This is a genomic window from Flavobacterium mesophilum, assembly GCF_039581405.1.
GTDB lineage: Bacteria > Bacteroidota > Bacteroidia > Flavobacteriales > Flavobacteriaceae > Flavobacterium.
Window position 1 is genome coordinate 140,519 of sequence record NZ_JBCPXZ010000003.1, and the last position, 25,389, is coordinate 165,907.

The 25,389-nt window shown below is 35.1% G+C and carries 16 protein-coding genes; 8 read left to right on the forward strand and 8 right to left on the reverse strand.

What is annotated here, in order from left to right; translation table 11 throughout:
* Positions 1-12 precede the first annotated feature (12 nt).
* Both AAYQ19_RS09590 and AAYQ19_RS09595 read left to right on the forward strand, forming a co-directional pair.
* Entirely contained in the window at positions 13-303 is a 291-nt protein-coding gene (locus AAYQ19_RS09590) for an HU family DNA-binding protein (protein ID WP_007805026.1), read from the forward strand.
* Between the two features lie 417 nt (positions 304-720).
* The gene (locus tag AAYQ19_RS09595; protein ID WP_248729267.1) at positions 721-2,265 is read left to right on the forward strand and encodes an Rne/Rng family ribonuclease; all 1,545 of its coding nucleotides are present in this window, start codon (positions 721-723) and stop codon (positions 2,263-2,265) included.
* Between the two features lie 111 nt (positions 2,266-2,376).
* Here the strand turns inward: AAYQ19_RS09595 and pbpC are convergent, their stop codons facing one another.
* Both pbpC and AAYQ19_RS09605 read right to left on the reverse strand, forming a co-directional pair.
* The gene (gene pbpC, locus AAYQ19_RS09600; RefSeq protein WP_343536006.1) at positions 2,377-4,752 is read right to left on the reverse strand and encodes a penicillin-binding protein 1C; all 2,376 of its coding nucleotides are present in this window, start codon (positions 4,750-4,752) and stop codon (positions 2,377-2,379) included.
* Positions 4,753-4,917: 165 nt separating this feature from the next.
* A complete protein-coding gene (locus AAYQ19_RS09605) occupies positions 4,918-10,596 on the reverse strand; it encodes an alpha-2-macroglobulin family protein (protein WP_343536007.1) in 5,679 nt (1,892 codons plus the stop codon).
* 229 nt (positions 10,597-10,825) lie between these two features.
* On the opposite strand from AAYQ19_RS09605, the gene AAYQ19_RS09610 reads away from it, so the two are divergent.
* On the forward strand, positions 10,826-11,359 hold the full coding sequence (locus AAYQ19_RS09610; RefSeq protein WP_343536008.1) for a hypothetical protein: 534 nt from the start codon (positions 10,826-10,828) through the stop codon (positions 11,357-11,359).
* Here AAYQ19_RS09610 and AAYQ19_RS09615 read toward each other — a convergent pair whose 3' ends face one another.
* Positions 11,360-11,803, reverse strand: coding sequence for a nucleoside deaminase (locus AAYQ19_RS09615; RefSeq protein WP_343536009.1), 444 nt, complete (start codon positions 11,801-11,803; stop codon positions 11,360-11,362).
* Between the two features lie 60 nt (positions 11,804-11,863).
* Between AAYQ19_RS09615 and AAYQ19_RS09620 the strand changes: the two genes are divergently transcribed.
* Genes AAYQ19_RS09620 through AAYQ19_RS09635 form a run of 4 tightly spaced genes read left to right on the forward strand, consistent with a single transcriptional unit; the run spans position 11,864 to position 16,365 of the window.
* Complete coding sequence (locus AAYQ19_RS09620; RefSeq protein WP_343536010.1) at positions 11,864-12,613, forward strand: hypothetical protein; 750 nt, start codon at positions 11,864-11,866, stop codon at positions 12,611-12,613.
* Between the two features lie 3 nt (positions 12,614-12,616).
* Positions 12,617-13,486, forward strand: a complete 870-nt coding sequence (locus tag AAYQ19_RS09625) for an energy transducer TonB (protein ID WP_343536011.1) — start codon at positions 12,617-12,619, stop codon at positions 13,484-13,486.
* A 52-nt stretch (positions 13,487-13,538) separates the two neighbouring features.
* Positions 13,539-15,326, forward strand: a complete 1,788-nt coding sequence (locus AAYQ19_RS09630; protein ID WP_343536012.1) for a 1-deoxy-D-xylulose-5-phosphate synthase — start codon at positions 13,539-13,541, stop codon at positions 15,324-15,326.
* 37 nt (positions 15,327-15,363) lie between these two features.
* Positions 15,364-16,365, forward strand: a complete 1,002-nt coding sequence (locus AAYQ19_RS09635; RefSeq protein ID WP_343536013.1) for a DUF3078 domain-containing protein — start codon at positions 15,364-15,366, stop codon at positions 16,363-16,365.
* A gap of 5 nt (positions 16,366-16,370) precedes the next feature.
* Here AAYQ19_RS09635 and AAYQ19_RS09640 read toward each other — a convergent pair whose 3' ends face one another.
* From AAYQ19_RS09640 to AAYQ19_RS09650, 3 genes are all read right to left on the reverse strand, one after another.
* Positions 16,371-17,717: a deoxyguanosinetriphosphate triphosphohydrolase gene (locus AAYQ19_RS09640; protein ID WP_343536014.1), complete on the reverse strand. Its 1,347-nt coding sequence runs from the start codon at positions 17,715-17,717 to the stop codon at positions 16,371-16,373.
* 364 nt (positions 17,718-18,081) lie between these two features.
* Complete coding sequence (locus AAYQ19_RS09645; protein WP_343536015.1) at positions 18,082-18,675, reverse strand: outer membrane beta-barrel protein; 594 nt, start codon at positions 18,673-18,675, stop codon at positions 18,082-18,084.
* A gap of 177 nt (positions 18,676-18,852) precedes the next feature.
* Positions 18,853-19,434, reverse strand: a complete 582-nt coding sequence (locus AAYQ19_RS09650) for an outer membrane beta-barrel protein (RefSeq protein WP_343536016.1) — start codon at positions 19,432-19,434, stop codon at positions 18,853-18,855.
* Positions 19,435-19,582: 148 nt separating this feature from the next.
* Here AAYQ19_RS09650 and gldA point away from each other — a divergent pair, with 148 nt between their 5' ends.
* A complete protein-coding gene (gene gldA / locus AAYQ19_RS09655; RefSeq protein WP_343536017.1) occupies positions 19,583-20,479 on the forward strand; it encodes a gliding motility-associated ABC transporter ATP-binding subunit GldA in 897 nt (298 codons plus the stop codon).
* A 296-nt stretch (positions 20,480-20,775) separates the two neighbouring features.
* Here the strand turns inward: gldA and AAYQ19_RS09660 are convergent, their stop codons facing one another.
* Together AAYQ19_RS09660 and AAYQ19_RS09665 are read right to left on the reverse strand one after the other, a co-directional pair.
* On the reverse strand, positions 20,776-22,185 hold the full coding sequence (locus AAYQ19_RS09660) for a pyridoxal phosphate-dependent decarboxylase family protein (RefSeq protein ID WP_343536018.1): 1,410 nt from the start codon (positions 22,183-22,185) through the stop codon (positions 20,776-20,778).
* Between the two features lie 74 nt (positions 22,186-22,259).
* Positions 22,260-25,328 carry a T9SS type B sorting domain-containing protein gene (locus AAYQ19_RS09665; RefSeq protein WP_343536019.1) on the reverse strand — a complete coding sequence of 1,023 codons (3,069 nt, stop codon included), beginning with the start codon at positions 25,326-25,328 and terminating at the stop codon, positions 22,260-22,262.
* Positions 25,329-25,389 lie beyond the last annotated feature (61 nt).

Sequence of the window (25,389 nt, forward strand, 5' to 3'; positions counted from 1 at the left end):
ATAGGAAAGAAAATGACGAAAGCAGATATCGTAGCGAAAATTTCAGAGAAACTAGGTCTTGAAAAAGGAGATGTTCAAGCAACAGTAGAAACTTTTATGGAAGAAGTTAAAACTTCATTAGAAACAGGAGACAATGTTTACCTAAGAGGTTTCGGAAGCTTTATCGTTAAAACAAGAGCTGAAAAAACTGGTAGAAATATTTCTAAAAATACTACTATCAAAATTCCAGCACACAACATCCCTGCGTTTAAACCTGCAAAAGTTTTTGTAGAAGGAGTAAAAACGAACAACGAAGCAAAATAATACTATTAATTAACATAAAATCTGACACGATATGCCAAGTGGTAAAAAAAGAAAGAGACATAAGGTAGCTACTCACAAACGTAAAAAAAGAGCGAGAGCTAACCGCCACAAAAAGAAAAAGTAGTTTTAAACTACTTTTTTCTTTTTAAACGTTCATTGAAATTTGGGAAATTTCAAAAATTCCAAAAAATAAAATCCAAAATCCAAAAATTAAGAAGCCAATAAAACGGTTCGATTGGAATTTGGAATTAAAAATTGAGATTTAACTTTTCCCTCCGGGTTAATACCTGTTAAAATAATTGTTTAATCCATCTGTAGATAAGATTTTAGATTTTAGATTCCAGATTTTAGATTTTTATAAGTCTATTTCTTTTCTCTTTTTTCTATTTTCTGAAAAAACAGATAAAAATTTACAGTGTGAATAAAGAATTAATCATTAGATCTAGTTCTGAAGCAGTAGATTTTGCCTTATTAAAAGATGGAAAACTAATTGAATTACACAAAGAAGAAGAGAAAAGCAACTTTCAGGTTGGTGATATTTTTATTGCCAAAATCAGAAAACCAGTTGCTGGACTTAATGCCGCTTTTGTAAATGTAGGCTTTGAAAAAGATGCCTTTTTACATTATCATGATTTGGGTCCAAATCTAGCTTCTCAGCTGAAATTCATAAAACTTGTAAGCGCAGGTAAATTAAAAGATTTCTCCCTAAAAACCTTTCAGTTTGAAAAAGAGATTGACAAAGATGGCATCATTACTGATATTTTAAGTGCCAATCAATCTGTCTTAGTTCAAGTAGTTAAAGAACCTATATCGACCAAAGGACCAAGAATAAGTGCTGAGCTTTCTCTTGCCGGAAGATTTATCGTTCTAGTTCCTTTTTCTGATCGTGTTTCTATTTCTCAAAAAATAGAAGATAAAAAAGAAAAGGATCGTCTAAAAAAACTTGTTCTATCGATCAAACCTAAAGGATTTGGTGTTATTGTTCGTACAGTAGCCGAAGGCAAAAACGTAGCCGAATTAGAAAAAGATTTGCAGAACCTGCTTGGCAGATGGTCTGCAATGTGTAAAAAATTACCAACTGCTCATCATCCATCAAAAGTATTAGGAGAGCTCAATAGAGCTTCTTCAATATTAAGAGATGTATTCAACGATACCTTCAGCGGTATTCAAATAGATGATGAAGAGTTGTACCATCAAACGAAGGAATATCTGCAAGAAATTGCGCCTTCAAAACAATCAATTGTCAAGTTTTATCAATCAAATGACACTCCGATTTTTGAGAAATACAATATAGAGAGACAAATCAAAACTTCTTTTGGCCGAACTGTTTCCATGAGTAAAGGTGCTTATCTTATCATTGAACACACTGAAGCATTGCACGTTATAGACGTCAATAGCGGGAACCGTTCAAACAAAGCAACCAACCAGGAAGATACAGCCATGGAAGTAAATATGATTGCCGCAGCAGAAATCGCAAGACAACTTCGTCTTCGTGATATGGGCGGCATAATCGTAGTTGATTTTATCGATATGTCTAATCCAGAAAACAGGAAAGTTTTGTTCGACTTCTTGCGAGAAGAAATGAGCGACGATAAAGCAAAGCATAAAATATTACCGCCGAGTAAGTTTGGTTTGGTCCAAATTACAAGACAGCGCGTAAGACCAGAAGTGAATATCAAAACCAGAGAGGAAGATCCTAACAAACACAATGGCGAAATTGAAGCTCCAATTTTGATCATTGATAAGATCACCGCTGATTTAGAAAGACTTTTAAAAACCCACAATAAGGTTGTGCTTAATACACACCCATTTGTGGCTGCATACCTCAGCAAAGGTTTTCCATCATTACGTTCAAAATGGTTTTTTGAACATAAGAAATGGGTGAAAATCATACCTCGTGACGCTTACACGTACTTAGAATACCATTTCTACGACAAAAAAGGAAATGTTATTTCAGAATAAAAACAAAAACCGCCTTTCGAAAGATTGGCGGTTTTTTTGTGCCTTTTTTATTTTTTTTCCGCCACGAATTCACGAATTATAAAATCAATTCGTGAATTCGTGGCGGAAAAATTATTCACGAACTATTTCAATTTTTCTCCTAATTTCATTTCCAGAAGCATCAACGACTGTAATATAATGCGTTCCGGTTGTTGGAGTGATTGGTAATTCATGAAACGTTTTGGTTGTAGCTTTGTACACATCATCAACATACCAGAATAACTCTTTATCTCTTTCAGAATAAGCTACTTTTAAAATAACAGGCTGTACGTTGCTGTTAAAATCCTTCGTTAAATAGATTTTGCTATTTGCTTTTGGATAAATAAAATCCATTGTTGTGGTTTGTGTTCCTTCGCAGCCTTCTTTAAACGGTGGTAACGGCAGATATTCAATATGCTGGCTTTTATAATACCATGCCATTACAGGAGGCAGTACAAACCAATTTTTAGTTACAATATTATCTACACTTTCACAACTGCTATTAACCTGAAACTGCTCCGTTTTGTCTAAATGAACGGTTCTATGATACGGACAAACCTTGGTCGATTTCCCTTTTTTAGGAACCCATTGTTTGATTTTTGGACAATTATCTTTTGCTAGATAACCGCTTAATCGGCAAACCTCAACCTCAGCCAAATCATTATATGGTGTATCAAACCATCTTTGTCTTGGCAATAAATTAAAAACATCAAATAAAATTGGCGCGGCGCTGGTAACTCCCGTTAGAGTTGGTCTTCCCTCGCCTGTTGCATTTCCAACCCAAACCCCAACTACATATCGAGAATTGGTGCCAATCGCCCACGCATCTCTGTTTCCGAAACTGGTACCGGTTTTCCAAGCGATTTTAAGCGAACTGTCGTAAAACTTCCAAGCTTCGTCTCCTTCTGGCCTGTTGACTTCTTCCATTGCGTTATAAGTCAGCCAAATTGATCCTGCACCCAAAATATTCTTTTGATTGGTTTCTGAACCAAAATCGGGTTTAAAATCGTTTTTATAATTCAGTTCTGTGAATTCGTTGGTTCTATATTGTCCTTTATTTTTAGTGTAATAATTGACCGTAGAAGACAGATTAGCATACGTTCGGCATAAATCCCACAAATTACTTTCTGCCCCCCCTAAAATCAATGATAAACCATAGTGGTCGGGTGTTTTATTAATATTTCTTAATTTGAATTTCTGCAGTTCTTCATAAAATTTATTTACGCTAAAATCCTGCAACATTAAAACGGCAGGGATATTTAACGAACGTGACAACGCACGATGTGCAGTAACAGCTCCGTCAAAAGTAAGATTAAAGTTTTGCGGTGTATAACCCGAAATTTGCGTTGGAATGTCAGCAACTAAAGTATTCGGCAGTAATTCGCCATCATCAAGCATTGCTCCGTACAAAAGTGGTTTTAAGATACTTCCAGTACTTCTTGGTGCATCAATAATATCTACATCCTTTTGATGGTCTGAATCTGCTGGAGAATTTCCAACATAACTCATTACATTCCTGCTCTGAACATCAATGACCAAAATCGCCAGATTATGAACTTCATTCTGTTTGTATTGATTGTAGTAATATCTCGCAATTTGATTGACTCTGTTTTGTAGTGCGTAATCAATTGTGGTTTTAACTCTTGTTCCTTCTTCGTTTTTAGCCACTCTCTGAAGCAAATGCGGTGCGATTTGAGGTAAATCATACGGTTTTTGTGGCAATGGCTCTTCTATCGAAAGTTCGTACGTCTGCTTGTCGATTATACCTTCCTGATGGAGTTTTAATAAAAGTCGGTTACGTTTATTTAATAGCTTAATTTGATTTTTTCCTGGATAAATTAAACTTGGCGCATTCGGCAAGACAGCTAAAACAGCATTTTCTGCCCATGAAAGCTGATTTGATTGAACTCCAAAATAACGCCATGAAGCCATTTCTAATCCTACAACGTTCCCTCCAAATGGCGCGTGCGCTGCATACATTTCAAGAATTTCATTTTTAGAATACCCTAATTCTAATCTTGTCGCAAGAATAATTTCTATTATTTTTTCGAAATAGGTTCTGTTCTTCCCTTTTCGAGATAATCGAATTACTTGTTGCGTTAGCGTACTTCCTCCTCGAACCACTTTGCCAGCTTTTCTATTTTGTTTAAAAGCATTAACCATTGCGCCGGGATTAAAGCCCGGATGTTTATAGAAATATTCATCTTCAAAATAAACAATGCATTTCTTGAACTTATCCGGAACGCTGTCTTGTGCCGGAAAACGCCATTGTCCGTCACGAGCAATTTTAGCGCCGAGCAATTCTCCTTCTTTGCTTTCTATTACGGTTGAATATGGTTCTTGGAATAATGTTCGAGGTATCGAAAAATAGTAAATCAGCAAGAGCAGAAATGCAATTGCTGATTTTATTTTATTCTTTTTTATCCAATTTACAATGCGTTGAAGAAACGCCTTTAATTTATTTTTCAATGCTTGTTTTTTTTTAACCGCAAATGCGCTAAGTAAAACACTAAGTTCGCAAAGTTTTTTCTCTCGCAGATCTCACAGATTTTACGGATTAAACGGATTTACGCAGCATAATTTTAAAAAATCCGTGCGAACCTGTTTAATCCGTAAAATCAGTGATCCATTAAATTATTTCACAACCTCAACCCAAAATCCTTTTGTTCTTGCTAAGAATGTATTATCGTACATCGCTTCACATTGTAATCCTGGCAGGTAATAATTTCCTAAATACGATGCGTTCAGCAGAATACGGAAAACTTTGGTTTCTCTGGCTTTCATTCCGAAATAGAAATTCGTTCTGTCGTCGCGGATATCAATATAATCTGCAATGTTGTTTACTGCATCTCCATAATCGGTGAAACGCGTGTTCACAATTTCGAATCCTGAAGGTAGAATTTGCGATAGAGCTACGTTTTGAACACTTTCTCCTCTTTGGTTTTTAATGGTAACCTCAGCCACGAATTCAGTTCCTTGATTGATTTTTGAAACATTGATTACGCTTCCTTTTCTGTTTTTGAAAACAATAGAAGCCGTAACATCGCTTTGAACTGCATTTTCTTGTCCGATTGGCAAAATTCCAGTATTTAATACACGAACATAGACTGTATTCGCTTTATTGTTTTTCAGCGTAATACTGTTTGTTCCAGAAGCAACAGACAAACTGCGATCTGCAACAGATTTTCCTGTGTTTATGGTTTCTCCTTTTCCATTTTTACTAAACTGAATATTGATTCCTCTTGGACCGTTGCTCACTGCAAATTTCGACATCGCATACAAACAATAAGCCGTTGTCTGCGTGCTCATCCATTGATTAGCCGACATTTCTTTAGCCAATTTCGTTGCTGTCACAAAGGCTTTTTGCTTTTGATCCAAAAGAAGCATCGTTTCCAAAGCCATTGCTCTATTTCTTTCGCTTGAGCCATAATAGTAATAGCTGTAGCCGTCTGAACTTCCGTCAATACTTGTCTTTAAGAATAAACTTTGTCCTGCCGATTTTTGACCTGCTAAAACATAAGCCGCCGCCAAACGAAGCATACTTTCATTTGAAATACCTTTTGTTTCTCTTAATCGATTCATTGACGATAAATCTGCATTTCCGGCTAAAGCCAAAGTATATAGACGATATGCCTGAGCTAAATCATTTCCGTATTTCGGTTCAAAACGCCATTGCTTCGCTTCTTTTTGTTGATAGGAAAGCCATTTCGATTTGAAATTAATTGGCAATACATATCCTTTTTTCTCTGCTTCAATCAAGAAATGTCCTGCATAAGAAGTTCCCCAATCATCTGCAATTGCATTTCCTTGCCAGTAAGGCAGACCTCCATTTGATAATTGGAAATTGCCCAATCTTGCAATTCCTGCCGTCACATTTTTCTGAATCAGGCTTTTGCGTTTCGCATCAATATCAGCCACATCACCTAAATACAATTGCGGGAAAACCGACGAAGTCGTTTGCTCTACACATCCATGAGGATATTGAATCAAGAATTGCATTCTTCCATTTAAGTTCATAGACGGCATTGACGAAACTTCTAATCTCGCTTTGTTGCTTCCTGCAATTCCGAATGTTTTCCATGAAATTGTTTTTGAACTATTTGGAGTCAAAACAACATCTGTAAAAGTACTCGTAACTGGATTCGGATTGGTCATATCAATTTCAACATCATAAACTGACTTCTCACTTCCTGATGTTGCAATTACCTGAACTTTTGCAATTCCGGTCGCAGATCCGACAACCAAATTAAAATACGCCATTTTCTCGTCTGGCTGTGCAAAATTCAATGTTTGAACCGCACTTCCCATTACTTTCAGTCCGTTGCTGGTTTTTACCTGAATTGAAACATTTTTGATTTTATTTTCAGTTGCAAATACTGTTATTGGGAGCGTTACTTTTTCTGAAGGCGAAATTTTTCTCGGCAACGAAGCCAAAACCATCAATGGACTTTTAACTGGAGTTGCCTTTTCAACACTTCCGTAAGCGCTTGTATTAGCATCACCTGCTACGACCATTGTTCGAACTGAACCAATGTATTTTGGCAATTTTAATTGATGCGATTTAGTTTGTCCTTTTTCTAATTTAAATGGCCCATAGTATAATACAACTGGTTTAAATCGGTTTGCTTTTTTAGCTTTTCCGCCTCCTAAATCCTGATCACCTCCAATACTGAAAATCTGATTTATTTTTCCGCCATAAGCGCCAATTACATCATCATAAACGTCCCACGTCTTTACGCCTAAAGCTTCACGAACATAAAAACTGTCCCAAGCATTTGGAGTTTTAAAACGAGTTAAATCCAAAAGTCCTTCATCAACAACTGCAATGGTGTAGGTCATTTCTTTTCCTGATTTTTCACCTACTTTTACTGTGAAAGCTTGTTCAGGTTTTAATACATCTGGCATAGTAAGAGTTGGTGCCAAAATGGTGTTTTTATCTACCACTTCAATTGGCACGATTCCGTACATACGAATTGGCGAATCGTTTTTGGTTGAAGCATGAGGTTGCAATAATGTTATATTGAAATACACGTTTGGCGCCATTGCTCCCGTAATTGGAACCTCAACTTTGGTTTCTCCATTTTTGGTTTTTGCCCAAAGCGTTTGCACTACTTTTGAGCCGTTTTCTATTGAAATCAACGCGCGTCCGCCTTCGCTTGAAGGGAAAGAAATCTGTGCTTTTTCTCCAACAGCATAATTTTTCTTGTCGGTAGAAAACACCAACATATTTGCGGTTGAAGCATCTCTGTTTCTTGTTTTTCCAGACCAAATTGGCCAGTCAATATTTACGGTCAGAGCTGTTGCATGACCGTCTGTACCATCCGAAACACGAATCAAATAACGTCCCCACTCTTCATCGGTTAATGCAAAATGAATGCTTCCTTTTCCGCTTGAATCTGTATTTACTATAAATGTTTTATACGAAGTCGTTGCGTTAGAAGAATTGTAATTTGACAAATTATCGCTTGAAGAATCCCACCACCAACGCCAATCTACTTTAAATACTTTTACTTCCAAATTTCTTACCGATTTTGGTCTTCCATTTTCATCAACCGTAACAATATCAAAACGATTATCTGTTCTGGTTTCAAGCATGTTGTATTTATTAAGCTCAGGCGATTTGATTCCGACATATGTTTTATATGGAGAATACGTCGTTGCCACAACATCAGTACTAAAATCTCCACCTTCTTCATATACTTTTGTAATAAACGAAGCGCGCAACATACCAGGCGCCTGACCTTGTAATTTAGGCTGAATATTCAGAGAAGCTTTTCCGCTTTCATTTAATTTCCCTGAGAAAACATTAATCTCCTCTGTGCTGAATTGACGAACTAAATCATCAAACGTATATTTTTCAAAACCTTTAAAAGTTGTCGTTTGTTGCGAAAATTTGGCTTGCATTTCAACATTCAAATTCTTCGCAATTGCGCCATGAAGCCAAGTCACTTCTAAATTATCTGTATTTGGATACGATGATGAAAGTGTCGTTCTTGTAAATTTATTTTTGATTTTTAAACGATTAGGTTTTATCGTTTCAATCTTGATACTTTTATAAAATTTTGCGCCTCCAACGCTTACCATCGCTTCCCAGTTTCCTGTTGGCGCATCTTGATTTGTTGGAACTGTAAAAGCATAATGATTCAGTTCGTTTGTTTTCTGAACTGTTTGATAAACCGTTTTTCCGTTTGGATCGTTTAATCTGAATTTAATCGGATGTGATTTCGGAAGTTTATTTGCCACATCATTCAAAATAAATGACAAATACAAATTATCCCCCGGACGCCAAACACCTCTTTCTCCGTAAATAAATCCTTTTAAGCCTTTTTGTAAAGTCTCACCCGCAACGTCAAAATTACTTACCGACAATGAAAGTCCGTCATCTAATTTCACATAGGTCGATTGATCGCCTAAAGTAACAATTGCAAAATAGGCGAATTTATTCAATTGAAAAGACGCGACACCTTCACTGCTTGTCGCTTCTGTAGCAATTTTTTGTTGTTGGAAATTATACAAATCAACTCTCGCATTCGAAACTGGTTCTGTCGTAACGATATTATTTACGGCAAATAAATACGATTTATTTTCTCCTCTTTTGGCAATAACTCCTAAATCTGAAGCTAAAATATTGGTCGCAATTTTTGCATTATAAAAATAGGAATTCGAGCAAGGATCTTGGCTTTCTCTCCACTCATAATCATCATAATAGTAGTCGTCGTACGAGTTTCCGCTATAGTTTACATCATTTTCATCAACTTCTTCCTCGTCTTCACTTTCGTCTTGATCGCCATCGGATGTTTCACATTTATAAAGCGAATATTTCTTTTTGTATTCAAATTCAACTCTATAAATTGCTCCTGGTTCTGGTTTTATAATTTTGGATAAATCCAATGCAAAAGTATTCCATTTACTTGGATTCGTTAATTTGCTTTCAACCAAATTTAGCGTTGTTTTTGCGACAGGCTGGGCGACCTTCTTGAGATTTTGGCCTCCATTCAATTCGTTGTATTGCAAAAACTGCAGAATATTATTTTTATAAATTTTATAAACCTTTACATCAACAGCTTTTAAGTTTACGGCTTCAAAATTCAATTTCAAATTGTTTGAACTTGGCAGAATTGTTCCGTTTTTAATAAAACGAACGCTTGGTTTTATTTGATCAAAAGAAATTTTCTCCGAATAATTTGCATCCATTTTTTTGCCATACTGGCTTTCAATTCCTTGAAAAACTTCTATCAATAAATCACCAACCGTAATTTGTTCTGGTTCCGGTTCAGCTTCTTCCTCTTGAACCACTTCAACTGGCTCCGAAACTACCGCCGCAGCACTATCAACTATAGCCACAGTTGAATCTACAAGTGAAACTGCCGTTTCTTCAACCGGAATAACTTCTTCTTTTTTGGCAGGAGCTTCTTTTTCATTATTAAAATACACTTTCAACAAATTTCCATCAGTAGAAAATTTTAGATTATTAGTATTCTGAATCGAAACCAAACCTTTAAAATCTTGTCCTTTTTCTAACGGTTCAGAAAAATTTATCAAAACCGATTGATTGCTTCCCTCTGGGACTTCAACTTTTACAATTTTAAACTCATTTATATTGGTAATCGGAAAATCGATTTGCCCTTTTTGTTCAATATCAAAATCGCTTCCATCATATAAAATTTCCAGATTTGAAACTTCAGAAAAACGCTGAATGCTATCAATGATAAAATGAAATTCCTTGCCCGAAGCTGGACTGTTATCAAACTTAATTTTAAGATTATTCCCTTTTTGTTTGGCTTCAACTAACTTTTTTGCCGTTTCAATATCAATATTATCAGCTGTTTTCAAAACACAGTTCAAATATTGATATTCCTTGCTGTACGACTGAATATCTGCCGTATTAATCGTAAAATCCTGCTTAATGGTTTTGACAGTAAAATTGAATTCGGAAAGTGTCTTTTCTTTCTCTTTTGGGAGTGTAATCAATTTATCCAATTTCAAAGTCACCTGATATTCGGTGCCGGGTTTCAACTTTTTTTCTGGAATAAATGCAATTGTATTTGGTGAAAGTGCCACCACTTTTCCGTCAACGCTTGGCGAAATATCAAATAAATCGCTGTCTAATTCTTGATTGGCTTTCCATTCTTTTTTATCAAAAGCCAAAACCACCCTTATATCAGATTCCGACGAGACTATTCCTCCCGTGAAACTGACTATATACTCTTTAAATAATGAAAAATCAGAATTAAAATCGGCTGCTGATTTTCTGCCGCAAGATTGAAAAATAAAAAACACAAAAAACACGAAAACTAATCCTTTTGCTTTCACTTTTATTTAGAGTTAATGGGTTACAAAATTTAAAAAATCAGAGAACATTTTAACATTTGACTGTTAAAACCATAACTAACAAATCATAGTTATATTGTAGTAAATATAAAATATTTTTTGTGTCGTTTTAAGAAGAATTTTCTTTACTATTGATTTTTAACTTTTGTTGAAGTTTTGCAAAAAACAAATTTTTAAAATGCTATATTCATACTTCTAAATTTAAAAAAGAATGTCAAACAATTCGAATGCATATTCTACTGAAAATGAATTTATTGTAAAAAACAAAAAGATCATTATTTATCTGTTGGGTGCAGTATCATTTTTTATTCTGATCGCTTTTGCAGATTATTATGTTTTGCCTTCTTCAAAGACAAATGATATAATAACCCAGTACTTAGTTCGAACTTCTGGAAAATCAAAAGAAAAGGTTTCTTATCATTATTTTACACAAAAAGGATATACCTTTTCTACAACAAAAGAATTTATTGAAGAAGGCAACATTTCAATTGAAACTTCCTTATTGTTTAAATTTGTAACAACTGTAAAGTCTGACAAAAAAGACTATACCGACTTACTTTCTAGCGGATTAGGCATCAACGGAATTTCATTTTACTCATTTATTATCCTACTTTTTTCATTAGGAATAAGCCTAAAAATAATGCTTTCGGAAAAAGGTTTTTCGCAAAACACCTTTTACAATATTGTTTGTTTTAATTCCTTTATGATATTTATTTGTTTTTATCTGGGAGGCTATTTGTTTTAACTACTTACGTCTTTCCAGAAAAAAACGTCTCATTAAATCGGCAGCTTCATTTGCCATTACACCCGAAACAACTGTAGTTTTGGGATGCAGTTTTGTTCCCATATTTAGGAATCCGCGTTGTTCATCGCGCGCGCCAAAAACAATTTTCGAAATCTGGCTCCAATACAAAGCTCCAGCACACATTTGACAAGGCTCTAAAGTGACATAAAGCGTGCAATCTTTCAAATATTTTCCACCCAAAAAATTTGCCGCCGCAGTTATCGATTGCATTTCGGCGTGAGCGGTCACGTCATTTAATAATTCGGTTAAATTGTGGCTTCTTGCAATAACTTTATCAGCAACCACAATTACAGCTCCAACAGGAATTTCACCTTTTAAATAGGCTTCTTCTGCTTCCTGCAGTGCTTTTTTCATAAAATATTCGTCGGTGAAAGGATTTTCCATAAGTGCAAAAGTAAAACTTTACACATTATTTTTATTACATTTAAATTCTGAAATTTGAATATGGAAAAAAATCTGAAAATTACCATTCCTGAGCCATGCCACGAAAACTGGGATAAAATGACGCCAAATGAAAATGGACGATTTTGCCTCAGCTGTACAAAAACCGTGGTTGATTTTACGTCGATGCTACCAGATGAAATTCAGCATTATTTTATTTCAAATAAAAATGTTTGTGGAAGATTCAAAAGTGAACAATTAAGTGAGATAAATATTCAGATTCCGTCTCAAATAGTATATAGCCAAATCCATTATCGAAAAATGTTTTTATTAGCGCTTTTTATAGCGATGGGAACAACATTATTTAGCTGTCAAGATAAAGACGGAAATAAACAAAAAATTGACAAGGTTGAAATTGTAGAAGATATCAAACCTGAACCACAAGTTCTTACAGGACTTCCTGCAATTAATAGGGACACACTAAACGCCAAACCTAGGGAATACGGAATTTATGGAATTGTTCATGACCCAAGTCATTTAGATGTTTTACCTACTGCAAAAAAAGGAATGAAAAGATTCTATTCTTATTTTTCAAAAAATCTAACTACTGCAAAACAAGGAGAAATATCGATTTTATTTGTAATTGAAGGCGATGGAAGTCTTAGTAATTTTAATATCCTTAAAAATACAACTTCTGCAAGCAAAAAAGATATTATCGGAGTTTTAGAAAAAGCACCAAATTGGAATCCTGGCAAACAAAAAGACCGAGTTGTTCGATCTACTTATACTTTAGAAATTCCATTTAAGCAATAAAAAATGAAACACAAAATAACCATTCCGGAACCTTGCCACGAAAACTGGGACAAAATGACGCCAAATGAAAATGGTCGTTTTTGTGCGAGTTGTTCTAAAACGGTTATTGATTTTACGCAAATGCTTCCAGAAGAAATTCAGCATTTTTTCACCCAAAATCAAAACGAGAAAATCTGTGGCAGATTTCGAAAATCACAATTAGATACCATCACAATTCAAATTCCAAGTAAAATTTTATATACACAAATGCATTACCACAAAATATTTTTATTAGCGCTGTTTATCACTATGGGAACAACTTTATTTAGTTGTGCCGATAAAGAGGGCAAAAAGAAAAAAATTGAAGCTGTTGAAGTTGTTGAAGACACTTCAAAAATGCAACAAGTTATTGTAGGAAGCGCTCCTACTCCAAAATATGATCCAAAAGATACTTTGCACAAGGTACCACCTCCGCCTCCGCCTCCAAAAACGGATCAAGTTAAATTTGTGATGCCAAAAGAAAAAGCAACCAGTAACAAAACAACAGACGCATCTTCAAAAAATAAGAAAAATCAAGTTTCTGAAGAACCCGTTTATAACGGTGGAGTCGCTATTGAAACCAATGCCGATTTCCCTGGCGGTATTGACCAATTTTATACTTTTTTTGGAAAAGAATTTAAAATGCCTCAAGGTTCGAATAGCACAAAAATCAGACTTTCGTTTGCAGTAGAACGAAACGGATCTGTATCTTATCTTCAATCTGATCCAGAAGTTGATAAAACTATAGAAAACGAAATTGTTAGAGTTTTAAAATTATGTCCGAAATGGGAACCTGGGACATCAAATGGAAAAAAAATCACAAGGCAATATTCTTTGCCAATTACATTAGAATAGATCGTCACAACAAAATTAAATTTAAAACCGTAAATTTGCTTTTTACCTTACAATGAAAAGCGATTTACTTTCAAACATATACAATCCAGCCGATTTACGTTTACTAGACGAAAGTCAATTGCCACAACTGGCAAAAGAATTACGAGATTTTATCATTGATATTGTTTCTGTAAAAGAAGGTCATTTGGGTGCAAGTTTGGGCGTTGTAGAATTGACAATTGCTTTGCATTATGTTTTTAATACGCCTGATGATTTATTGGTTTGGGATGTTGGACATCAAGCTTACGGACACAAAATTTTAACCGAAAGACGAGAAAATTTCCACACAAACAGACAAATAGATGGCGTTTCTGGATTTCCGAAAAGAAGCGAAAGCATTTATGATACTTTTGGGGTAGGCCACTCTTCTACTTCTATTTCTGCGGCACTCGGAATGGCGATTGCTTCTAAACTAAAAGGCGATTTTAAAAAAGAACATATTGCCGTAATTGGCGACGCGTCCATTGCAAGCGGAATGGCTTTTGAAGGTTTAAATCACGCCGGAGTTACAGATGCGAATATCTTGGTTATTTTGAACGATAACGCAATCGGGATTGATCCGAGCGTTGGGGCTTTGAAAAAATACTTGACTGCAGTTAAAAACGGAAAAAATCCGAAGCAGAATAACATCATCAAATCCCTGAATTTTGATTATTCCGGACCAATTGACGGGCATGATTTTCCAAAATTAATCAAAGAATTAAATCGCTTAAAAAAGATAAAAGGCCCAAAATTCCTTCATATTGTAACCACAAAAGGAAAAGGTTTGCAACAAGCAGAAGAAAATCAGGTCAAATATCATGCGCCTGGAAAATTTGATGCTTCGACTGGCGAAATTCATTTTAAATCAGAAGAAAATCTTCCTCCAAAATATCAGGACGTTTTTGGCTTGACCATTTTAGATTTAGCTAAAAAGAATGAAAAAATAATCGGAATCACGCCCGCAATGCCATCTGGAAGCTCATTAAAATTCATGATGGATGAATTGCCAGAACGCGCTTTTGATGTTGGAATTGCTGAACAACACGCTGTAACGCTTTCTGCAGGAATGGCGACTCAAGGAATGATTGTATTTTGCAATATTTACTCGACTTTTTTACAACGAGCATACGACCAAGTTATTCATGATGTGGCTTTACAAAATTTGCCAGTCATATTTTGTTTAGACCGAGCAGGTTTAGTTGGCGAAGATGGCGCGACGCATCATGGTGTTTTTGATATTGCTTATTTAAGAGCAATTCCAAACATGATTATTCATGCACCACTCAACGAAATTGAACTTCAAAATATACTATACACAGCGCAATTAGGCTTGAATCATCCAATCGCAATTCGATATCCGCGCGGGCGAGGTGTTCTGCCAAATTGGGAAGTAGAAAATTTCGGACATTATGAAAAAATTGAAATTGGTCCGGCAAAATGCTTAAAAGATGGTACGAAAATTGCTGTGCTTTCGACCGGAACGATTGGAAATAATGTTATTGAGGCTCTGAAACAATGCAACAACGCAGACAAATTTGCCCACTATAACTTTAGCTTCATCAAACCTTTAGACATCAACACATTAAACCATATATTTTCATCATTTGAGGGCGTAATTACAATAGAAGATGGGGTGAAAAATGGCGGTTTCGGAAGTGCTGTTTTAGAATATGCAGCATCACAAAATTTCAAAAAAAATGTTGAAATTTTAGGAATTCCTGACCATTTTATTGAGCATGGAAGCGTGTCTCAGCTACAACATTTGTGTAAAATAGACGTTAAAAGTTTGGTAAATCTTTTTTCTAACGGTCCAAAATAATTATTTTGCACAACCAAAAAAACCAAAAATTAGCCTAATGAAATTATTGCGTTCTACCCTTTTGCTGTTATTGCTACTGAGTACGTCAAATAACTTTGCCCAGATCATCCAAACTACTTTAGATCCATCGCAACTTCCAAAATTGCCGACCTATTGGACTAAAAAAAATCAGCTTGGTTTTGACATTTCAGAGATTGCTTTTGTAAACTGGAGTGCGGGGGGAACCAGCTCAATTTCAGGACTTTTTAAAGGCGAATTTGGGCGAACATACATCAAGCGAAATCATAAATGGGTTAACGAACTTATCGTAAAATACGGTTTAAATAAACAAGACGGAATTGAATTAAGAAAAACCGATGACGCCTTGCAGTTCAACTCTACTTACGGTTTTAGAAAAGATACGATTTCAAACTGGTATTATTCTTCAAAATTAAATTTCAACACACAGTTTACAAACGGTTACAATTATCCAAACCGAGATGTAGCAATTTCTAAACCATTTGCACCAGCTTATATTTTCCTTGGAGCCGGAGCTGAGAATTCAAACAAAAAGAAAAATAGAACCTTTTATTTCTCACCAATTACGTTAAAAACTACTTTGGTTTTAGACCAAGATTTAGCAAATCAAGGAGCATTTGGGGTTAAAAAAGCCGTTTATATCACTGATCCTGCTGATCCAAACAATAAAATTCTGGTGGAAGAAGGCCAGAAAGTAAAAGCCGAATTTGGTATTCTTTTCACAGGTTACATGAAAAGTGAAATTTACAAAAATGTATTCTACGAAAACCGTCTAAGCTTATATACCGATTATTTAAATAAATTTGGAAATGTCGATGTCGACTATGACACTAAATTAGATCTTGTCGTAAATGCTTATGTGAAAGCTAATATCGGCATCCATCTTGTTTATGACGACGATATCAAAACCAAAAAAGATGTTATCGACCCAACAACTGGCGCAAAAACACAAGTTAACGATGGACCAAGAATGCAGTTACGTCAAGTTCTTGGCGTTGGTTTAGTTTACGCTTTCCAATAATTGAATTAGCGTTTTTTTCGACCGCTGATCATCTCATATAATTCTAAGGCATTTCCATCTGTCAATAGCGAAACATAGTGACAAATATGAAGCAAACGCTCGTATAAATTACCTTTTTCTAAATGATGTTTTTCAGGAAGCATTTTCAGAATCAGCTTATCGTAATTTGATGCTGTTCCTTCATATTTGTTATTAAATGCTGTTATGAATTTATCCAATAAAGTCTGGATGATTTGGTAACCCACAATTTCTTTCTCAATAACTTCACGGCTCTGATAAATTTTTTCGATACTTAATTTGATAATATCGTTCATCTGCGCTTTGTATTTACTTTTGTCAGTCAACGCAAAAGGGAAATCACCAGCCAAAATCGCTTCTTCATTTTCAATAAAAACATCAACTGCATCATTGATCAAAGCGCCAATTGCCAAAGCACGCAAATAACTAATTCGGTCTTCTTTTGTTTCTAACAATTTATATTTGGCAACACCAATATTATCCTTTACCAGTTTGATTAAATATTCCAGAGCATAATCTTCAGAAACCAAACCTAAATTGATTCCGTCTTCAAAATCAATAATTGTGTAACAAATATCATCTGCAGCTTCAACCAAATACGCTAGCGGATGTCTTTCAAAACCAATATCGCCATCTTCCTTATTAGCAATCAAACCCATATCCTGAGCCACTTCTTCAAAAAATAATTTATCCGATTGAAAGAAGCCGTATTTTTTATCCGAAATCTTGTTTGTAGGCTTTTTTGGAAGACTCTCTTTTGGATATTTCATAAAAGCACCAAGCGTTGCGTACGAAATTCTAAGTCCGCCTTCGATTCCTGGACGACTTGCCGTAAGCACTGAAAAACCATTGGCATTTCCTTCAAAATCAATCAAATCCTGCCATTGTTTTGCAGTAAGTTTGTCTTTGTATTTTAAACCTTTTCCGCTTGAAAAATATTCTCCAATTGCTTTTTCACCTGAATGTCCAAAAGGTGGATTTCCAATGTCGTGTGCTAAAGATGCGGCCGCAACAATTGCCCCAAAATCATTCATATGATACCCATGGACTTCTTTTAAATAAGGATATTTTTCAATAATCTTTTTCCCAACCAAACGTCCAAGCGAACGTCCTACAACAGAAACTTCCAAACTGTGCGTCAAACGCGTATGCACGAAATCTGTTTTTGAAAGCGGAATAACCTGTGTTTTATCCTGTAAACTTCTAAATGCCGACGAAAATATGATTCGGTCATAATCGACCTCAAAACCCAATCGCGTGTCATCTTGTTCTACACGTAATCTTTTGCTTGTATCGCCTTGTCGTTTTAATGATAAAAGTTGCTCCCAGTTCATTTTAATTGCAGATTTCTGATTTTAGATTTCAGTCCAAAAATACATTTTATTTTAGGATAATATTGAATAAAAATAGGTCACAGATTAATTTGATTTAAAATATTAACTGTTTTGTTCGCCACGAATTTCACAAATTTTCACAAATTGTTGTGCTTAAATTAATTCGTGAAAATTTAGAAGCAGAAATTCTTGTTTTCAAAACAAGTTCAGTCCCGCTATCCGCTGTATCTTTTCCTGGCTAAAGAAGCCAGAAAAAGGATGCCGCTTCTATCGGGGCTAGTCGAGAAGTTTTTATTTTCAATAGATTTTATCCAACAAAAAAGCACTCCAAATGGAGTGCTTTTATATTTATATGATTTCGATATTAAAAATTCTTTGATATCCCCACAGAAAAAGCTTGTCCAAAGGTAATATTAAAATTTTTCGCACTATTTGATCCACTATCGCCATCATAATTCAAGCTTCCATATTCAATCCCTCCAATATTAAAATTCAAGCCAAAACCATTATGAACATTAATAAAAATTGCTGGCGTAAGATGCGTGTAAAATCCATTTCCTTTATCAATTCTATTTACATTGACTACTTCATTGTTGTAAGTTGATTTTGTATTTTGATAACCCAAACCCAAATCAGCATAAGCTGAAAAAGTCTGATTTAAAGTTTTAGTATAACGCAAAAAACCTCCAATAGTAAAAGCATTTGTTTTATTATAATACGAATTTGGAACCTCATCTTTTACGATCGACATTCCGCTTTCAATACCGGTCGTCCAGTTTTCATGAAATTGATATCCAACTTTTGGCGAAAAACTAAAAGTATTATACTTATTATCACCCGGGATATTTGATCTTTTTATAGAATTATAACCAAAACTTCCCATAACCAAAACCGACCCTTTTTGGGCATTTGCAAAACTGGACATTGCCAGCGCAACAATAACTAGAATTTTTTTCATAAGTGATATTTGTTAAATTTTAGAATCAATTTAACAAGAAAGATGCCAATAAGATTTTCCACTATTTTTTTAACAAAAACACTAAAAAACAATACATTACAAACTTTTTAAATCTTACAAAACAAAAAAAGCACTCCAAATTGGAGTGCTTTCTGAAATTGAATATAAACTTTAAGATTAGAAGTTTTTAGAAACTCCAATGTTAAATGTTTGACCAAAGTTGAAGTAGAATTTGCTGTAATCTGCTCCGTTATTATCAAAGCTTAAAGTCTCGTATCCTAAACCACCAATACTGAAGTTTAATCCGAAACCTTTTTTCATATTGATGAAAAGAGCTGGAGTAACACCTACATACATTCCGTCAGCTTTATCTTTTGAATAAGCATTTCCAGGACCGTAAGTTTTATTTTTTAAGTTTTGGAAACCTGCTCCCATATCTGCGAAAACAGAGAAAGTTTGGCTCAATGGCACAGAATAACGTACAAATGCACCTAATTTAAAGCTATTATCTTTGTACTCAATGTTTCCGTTGTCATCGTTAGACGAAGCAACAGTAAATTCTCCCCCTACAGTCCAGTTGTCATTAAACTGGTATCCTACTTTTGGAGAAAAGCTAAAAGTGCTTGTTTTTGTTTCGCTGAATTGGTATTCCGATTTTTCAGAAGTATAACCAATGTTTCCACCAACTAAGATTGTACCTTTTTGTGCGTTTGCAAAACTGCAGATAGCTAAAGCAGCCATCACTAAAATTTTTTTCATGATTTGGGTTTATTTTAAAATTTATGTTTCCTTTAACAACAACAATGCCGTGAATTCAGGCCTTTCGATTTTTTTTATAAATACTTTAAAAGACAAATTGTAGCAATCGAAACTATTTCTCGTTACTTTTGCAGGAAATAAAATGTCCATGTCGATAGAAGTAAACAGTATTTCAAAAAGTTACGGAGCGCAAAAAGCTTTAAATGAAATTTCTTTTAAAATTGAGAAAGGAGAAATCGTGGGATTTCTTGGCCCAAACGGAGCCGGAAAATCTACATTAATGAAAATTTTGACCACTTATTTACTTGCCGATAGCGGTTCAGCCCTTGTAAATAGCCATGATGTCATGACAAACGCTAAAGAAGTGCAGCGCTCAATTGGATATTTGCCTGAGCATAATCCGTTGTATTTGGATTTGTATGTTCGTGAATATTTGGCTTTTAATGCCGATGTCTATAATGTTCCTAAATCAAGAATTGAAGAGGTTATTCAACTGACAGGACTGACACCGGAAAGCCATAAAAAGATAAGCCAATTGTCAAAAGGATACCGCCAGCGCGTTGGACTTGCGAATGCCTTACTACATAATCCTGATGTTTTAATTTTGGACGAACCAACTACCGGTCTGGATCCGAATCAGTTAATGGAAATTCGAAATGTGATTAAAAATGTCGGGAAAGACAAAACCGTTTTTTTATCAACACATATCATGCAAGAAGTTGAAGCGATTTGCGATCGTGTCATAATTATTGACAAAGGACAAATAGTTGCCGACAATAAATTAGATCATTTAGTTGCCGATACAAAAGAGCAAGTAATTGAAGTTGAGTTTGATTACCAAGTTGAACAACAACTTTTGGCTAGACTCGAAAACATTACTTCATACGTAAACACCCATGACATGACATGGGAGCTTACTTTTGTAACCGAAAAGGATATGCGTCCGGCAATATTTGATTTTGCTAATGAAAATGGCTTAAAAACACTTCAATTAAATCAGAAGAACAAAAATCTGGAAGCTGTTTTTAGAGAAATTACCAAATAAAATCTTTACTATCTATACGAACAAAGCCTATTTATTCTAAAGAGAATAAATAGGCTTTTCTTTTTCCACTATTTCAAGCATTTCTTATCAACTCGTATTCAAACGATTAACATTTTATTGATTATTTTTAACTATTTTTATTTAGACTTGATATAAATAGTATTATATTTGCATCCGGAAACGTCATAATTTCATACGTTAATCAACCTTTCGATTCTTGTTTTTTGTTTTTTTTTGTGTTAGTAAAGAGCCTGTTTGTAGTTAGCAGGCTCTTTTATATTTCAGTTCACATTCAATTATATTTCTAAGTCTAGAATTGACGCCTTTAATTCTTCTATAATAATTTTCACGTCTTCTTCTGTTGTGCGCCAATTCACAAAGGAAGCCCTAATTCCTTTTCGGCCTTCATAAACTGTTGGCGTCATAAAAACTTTCCCTTTATCATTCAAAATCGTCAAAAACTCGCTTACTTTATCTTGATTATGATTTCCTTTTAAAGTAAAACAAACATTATTCAGCCTGATTGGAGCCAGCAATTCAAAACTTCCAGTTTCAATTAAGCAATTTGCAAAATGCATTGCCAATGCTGCACTGTTCTCTACAATATCTTTAAAACCATCTTTTCCATAAGCTTTAAGCGAAAACCAAGCTGGAAGCGCTCTCAAACGACGTGAATTCTCAGGAAGAACATTTAGATAATTAAAATTCTCCAGCGGGTTTCCTAAATAAGGCGCATTTGAATTCTGAAATGTTTCAATCTGTAAATTAACATGTTCTTTTTTGATCAAATAAAAAGCACTTTCATAAGGAACATTCAGCCATTTGTGGCAATCAATTGTAATGCTGTCTGCTCCTTCCCAACCTTCAACCAAATGTTTGAATTTTTCTGAAACTGCCGCAAAACCGCCAAAAGCCGCATCAATATGCCACCAAAAATTATACTTTTCTTTTAGCGAAGCAATAGCATCAAAATCGTCAAAATCTGCGGTATTTACAGTTCCGGCACTTGAAATCAGGATAAAAGGTTTGCCTTCTAATTTTTTAATATTTTCTTCTAAATCTGCAATATCAATGGCTTCACGATTGCCTTCCATTGTTTTTAAAGTTGTGTAATTTTGGCTTCCAATTCCAAGCATAGACAAGCATTTAATTGAAGAAGAATGTGGCGTTGCAGTAAGAATATGGATGTTTTCTGAGATTCCGTTTTTAGCAAAATCTTTTCCTAATTGCTTTCCAAACCACTGTCTGGCGACACCTAAAGAGGTAAAATTCGACATTGTTGCTCCCGTTACAAATCCGCCAAGAAATGAATCTGGCAAATCCAGCAATTGCAAAAGCAAATTAATAGTTTCAAATTCAATCAATGCCGACACACCTCCTTGCGCTTTCACCGCCTGCGTATTTTGGTCATAAACCGAAGCCAGCCAATCACCTACAATAGATGCCGGTGTAGAACCTCCAGTTACAAAGCCTAAATAACGAGGTCCAGAAGATGAAACCATTAATGGAGCTAATCGTTCATTGAATTCTTTTAAAACTTCAATCGAGCCTAAACCAAATTCATTTAAGATGCTTTTGGGATCAATTGTATTTTTATTTGAAGTGGGAATAGTATCAAGGTTATTCAAAAAATCAATCCCTTGTTGTTTTGTTTTTTCTAAAATATTCTCAAAATTGTTAAGATCATTTTGTAATGCTGAGTTCATTTTTTCTGCGTTAAAATGTTTTCTCGAATTTAAGGAATAATCTCGATTCTTCTGATAAAAAAAGCCAAAAAACCCTATCTCTTCATACTAAAATGCCCTTTATAAATTTTCCCATTGGCGCGTGTAACCACAAACCAATAATCGGAAGCCGGAAGCTCTTTTCCATTGTAAGTACCGTCCCAAGTAGTGTATGCATTTAATTCTTTTAAAAACTTGCCATAACGATCAAATATCTTAGTATTGATTGTTGGTTCAGTTTCAGAGAATTTTATTCCCCAAGTATCATTAAAACCGTCTTGATTCGGAGTAAAAAACTTGGGATAATTGAGTAGAAATACCTCTTGATTTACAATACCACAGCCATTTTTATCGCGCACATATACCACATAATCGCCCGTTTCTAAACCTGAAAAAATATTGCTGTCCTGATAAGACGTTCCATCAATTGAATATTCATAATTTCCAAGGCTCATATCTGCCAACTGAACTTCAATCACATTTTCTGAATCCGTCCAATCCTGAATGGCAAGATTCTGAATTGTGGCACTATTCGAGAGTTTTACTTCAAAATCTTTTGTTGAAGTACAAACAACATTTCCATGATTTTGAGTCACAGTTATTGAATAAGATCCAGCTTCTGTAATTACAATTGATTCTGAAATAGCTCCATTCGACCATAAATAGCTGTCGAAACCAACTCCTGCGTGAACTTCAACATCTTTATTTTGGCACAATGAAACCACATCTGAAATTGAAATTACGGGGACATTTACCAAAGTCAATTTCAATTCTGCTACTTGAAAACACTTATCCGAAGAATCAATTCTCACATAAATTGTAGTTGTTCCAGCCAATAAATTATAATTGGAAACGGCTGTAATTTGATCGGTTAAAGTTTGATTTTCGGCGCCAGCCAATGTTGTATAATAATTGAAAACACAAGAAGTACATGTTACTAATTGTGAATTGTAATCTGCGAGATTTATGACTTCTGTTCCATCATTTATTTCATCGCAAACATTTGCAGCAACATCATTTAATGGTAAACTTGGAGCAACTATAGAAACCGAAACTGCCAAACGATTTACACTTTCGCAACTATTGAGGGTCTGCGAAGCATAATAAGTTGCCCCATTTACCAAACTTGTTGATGCCGATAAAATAGCACCATTGACTATATTGTCATACCAAACAACATTTGTTCCTTCAACAATTAAATTTCCGATTGTCGGTTTTTGAGAAGTACAAAAATTTTGATTTGAATCTCCTGTTGGAGCTGGTGTATCTTGAATATTTATAATAATTGGAATTCGCTCGCTTTCACAGATATTAACTGTTTGCGATGCGTAATAAGTTTTGTTTTCTAAGATTGTAGCATCTGACAAAAGATTTCCATTTACCAGCGCATCATACCATTTTATATTTTGCCCACTGATTGAAATGTTTTGCAAGCTTGCATTTTGTTGTACACAAAAAGCCTGCGGACTTGTTGCTGAAGGAAGTGGCTCCGTATTAATGTAAGCCTTGATTTCGGCTTCATTCGGCAGTAAAGAAACACAGCCTAAATTATTCTTTATAAGAACTTTATAAATTCCCGCTATTAAATTATTTTTTGAATTTGAATTGATCCAAGTTGCCCCATTATCAAAACTATATGATGACGCCGAATCAGAAATTGTAATTGTTCCCGTCGAGGACAAACAATCGGGCTGAATAATAGAAACGGTCGGCGTTGGCGGATAGCCTGGTGGCACTAAAACAGCAACAGAAACTGCTGTTGTTTCGCAACCTGAGCTATTTCTGGTTTTTATTAGATAATCGCCAGCCTCCAAACCTGATTTCACATTATTTGTTGACCAAGTCGATCCATTATCAAAGCTGTATTCATAATCTGAACTTGTAATCGTAATTGTACCCAAAGGATTTGAACAAATCACAGGTTGAATAACTGAATATGATGGTGTTGCACTTGATGAAGCAACAGAATTAATATGTGCTATAGCAGGCGTTGACGCGCAACCTGAACTTAATTTTGCTGTAACATTATAATCGCCACCAGCCAAACCAGAAAATATTCCCGATGCCTGATAATTTGTCCCATCAATACTGTAAGTAGTATTTGCTGTTGAAGTAATAGTTATAGTTCCAGTTGGCACATCGCATGTGGGCTGCACAGTAGTGAAAGTTGGAACTACGGTGCTTTCATTTACTTTAAAGCTGATAGTATTTGATACGACCCTACAAGAAGCCGAGGAAATATTCACGCTTTGCGCAACCGCCATGCGATATAAATAGGTGCCAACTGCGGCATTTGGGACAAAAGAATACGTTAATGAATTTGCTCCAGAAATATCAGACCAGGTCGTTCCATTATCATTGCTTACTTGCCATTGATACGCCGGATTCGAATAACCTGAAGAAACGGTTCCTGTCAAAGTATAACTTTGAGAATCACCTTGACAAATTGTTAAACTAGTATTGGTATTATTTTGAACAGATGAAGTAACTGTTGGACCGCAGGCGCGAAAAGTAATGTCGTCCAAGGCGATATCATTTCCGGGTGCTGCACCCGCTTTGTTATTTCGCATTCTGATAACAACGGTAGAAATATCAGCTGGAGTGGTGAAAAAGAAACCATATTGTTTCCAAACCGCGCTTGAACTTAAGCCGATATCTCCAGTATTATAGGTTCCTAAAATAGTTCCAGAAGTTGATTCAATCGTAAAAGTAATATTTGGCGGGCTAGTATCATTTGAACGCAACAGATTCATAATCCACGCTGCAAACTCGTATGTTGTATCAGGACAAAGATCAGTGACAGTATTTTTATAAAAGTAATCGGTTGTAGAAAGGCTTGCATTTACCACCATCATATAACCACCGCCAGTATGGTCAGTCGTTGTCCACCAAGTCCCTGGCGTATTCGTTGTTTTTTCGATGGTATAAGAACCATCATTTGGAAAGTCTGCAGTGGTCCAATTATAACTCGTAATGCTTGTTCCAAGTGCAGTTCCATGTGAAGCCGTTCCTGTTCCGAAATCAAGTTTTACAACAGGATCACCTAAACTTCCGGTACACAATTGTGCCTGTATTTTTAATACAAGAAAAAATAAAATTATAAATAAGACAGCTTTACGATTCAAAACCAAATGTTTTTGTCTCGGTAAAACTACTTTATAATAAAATAACGGCTTAAAGTTTTAT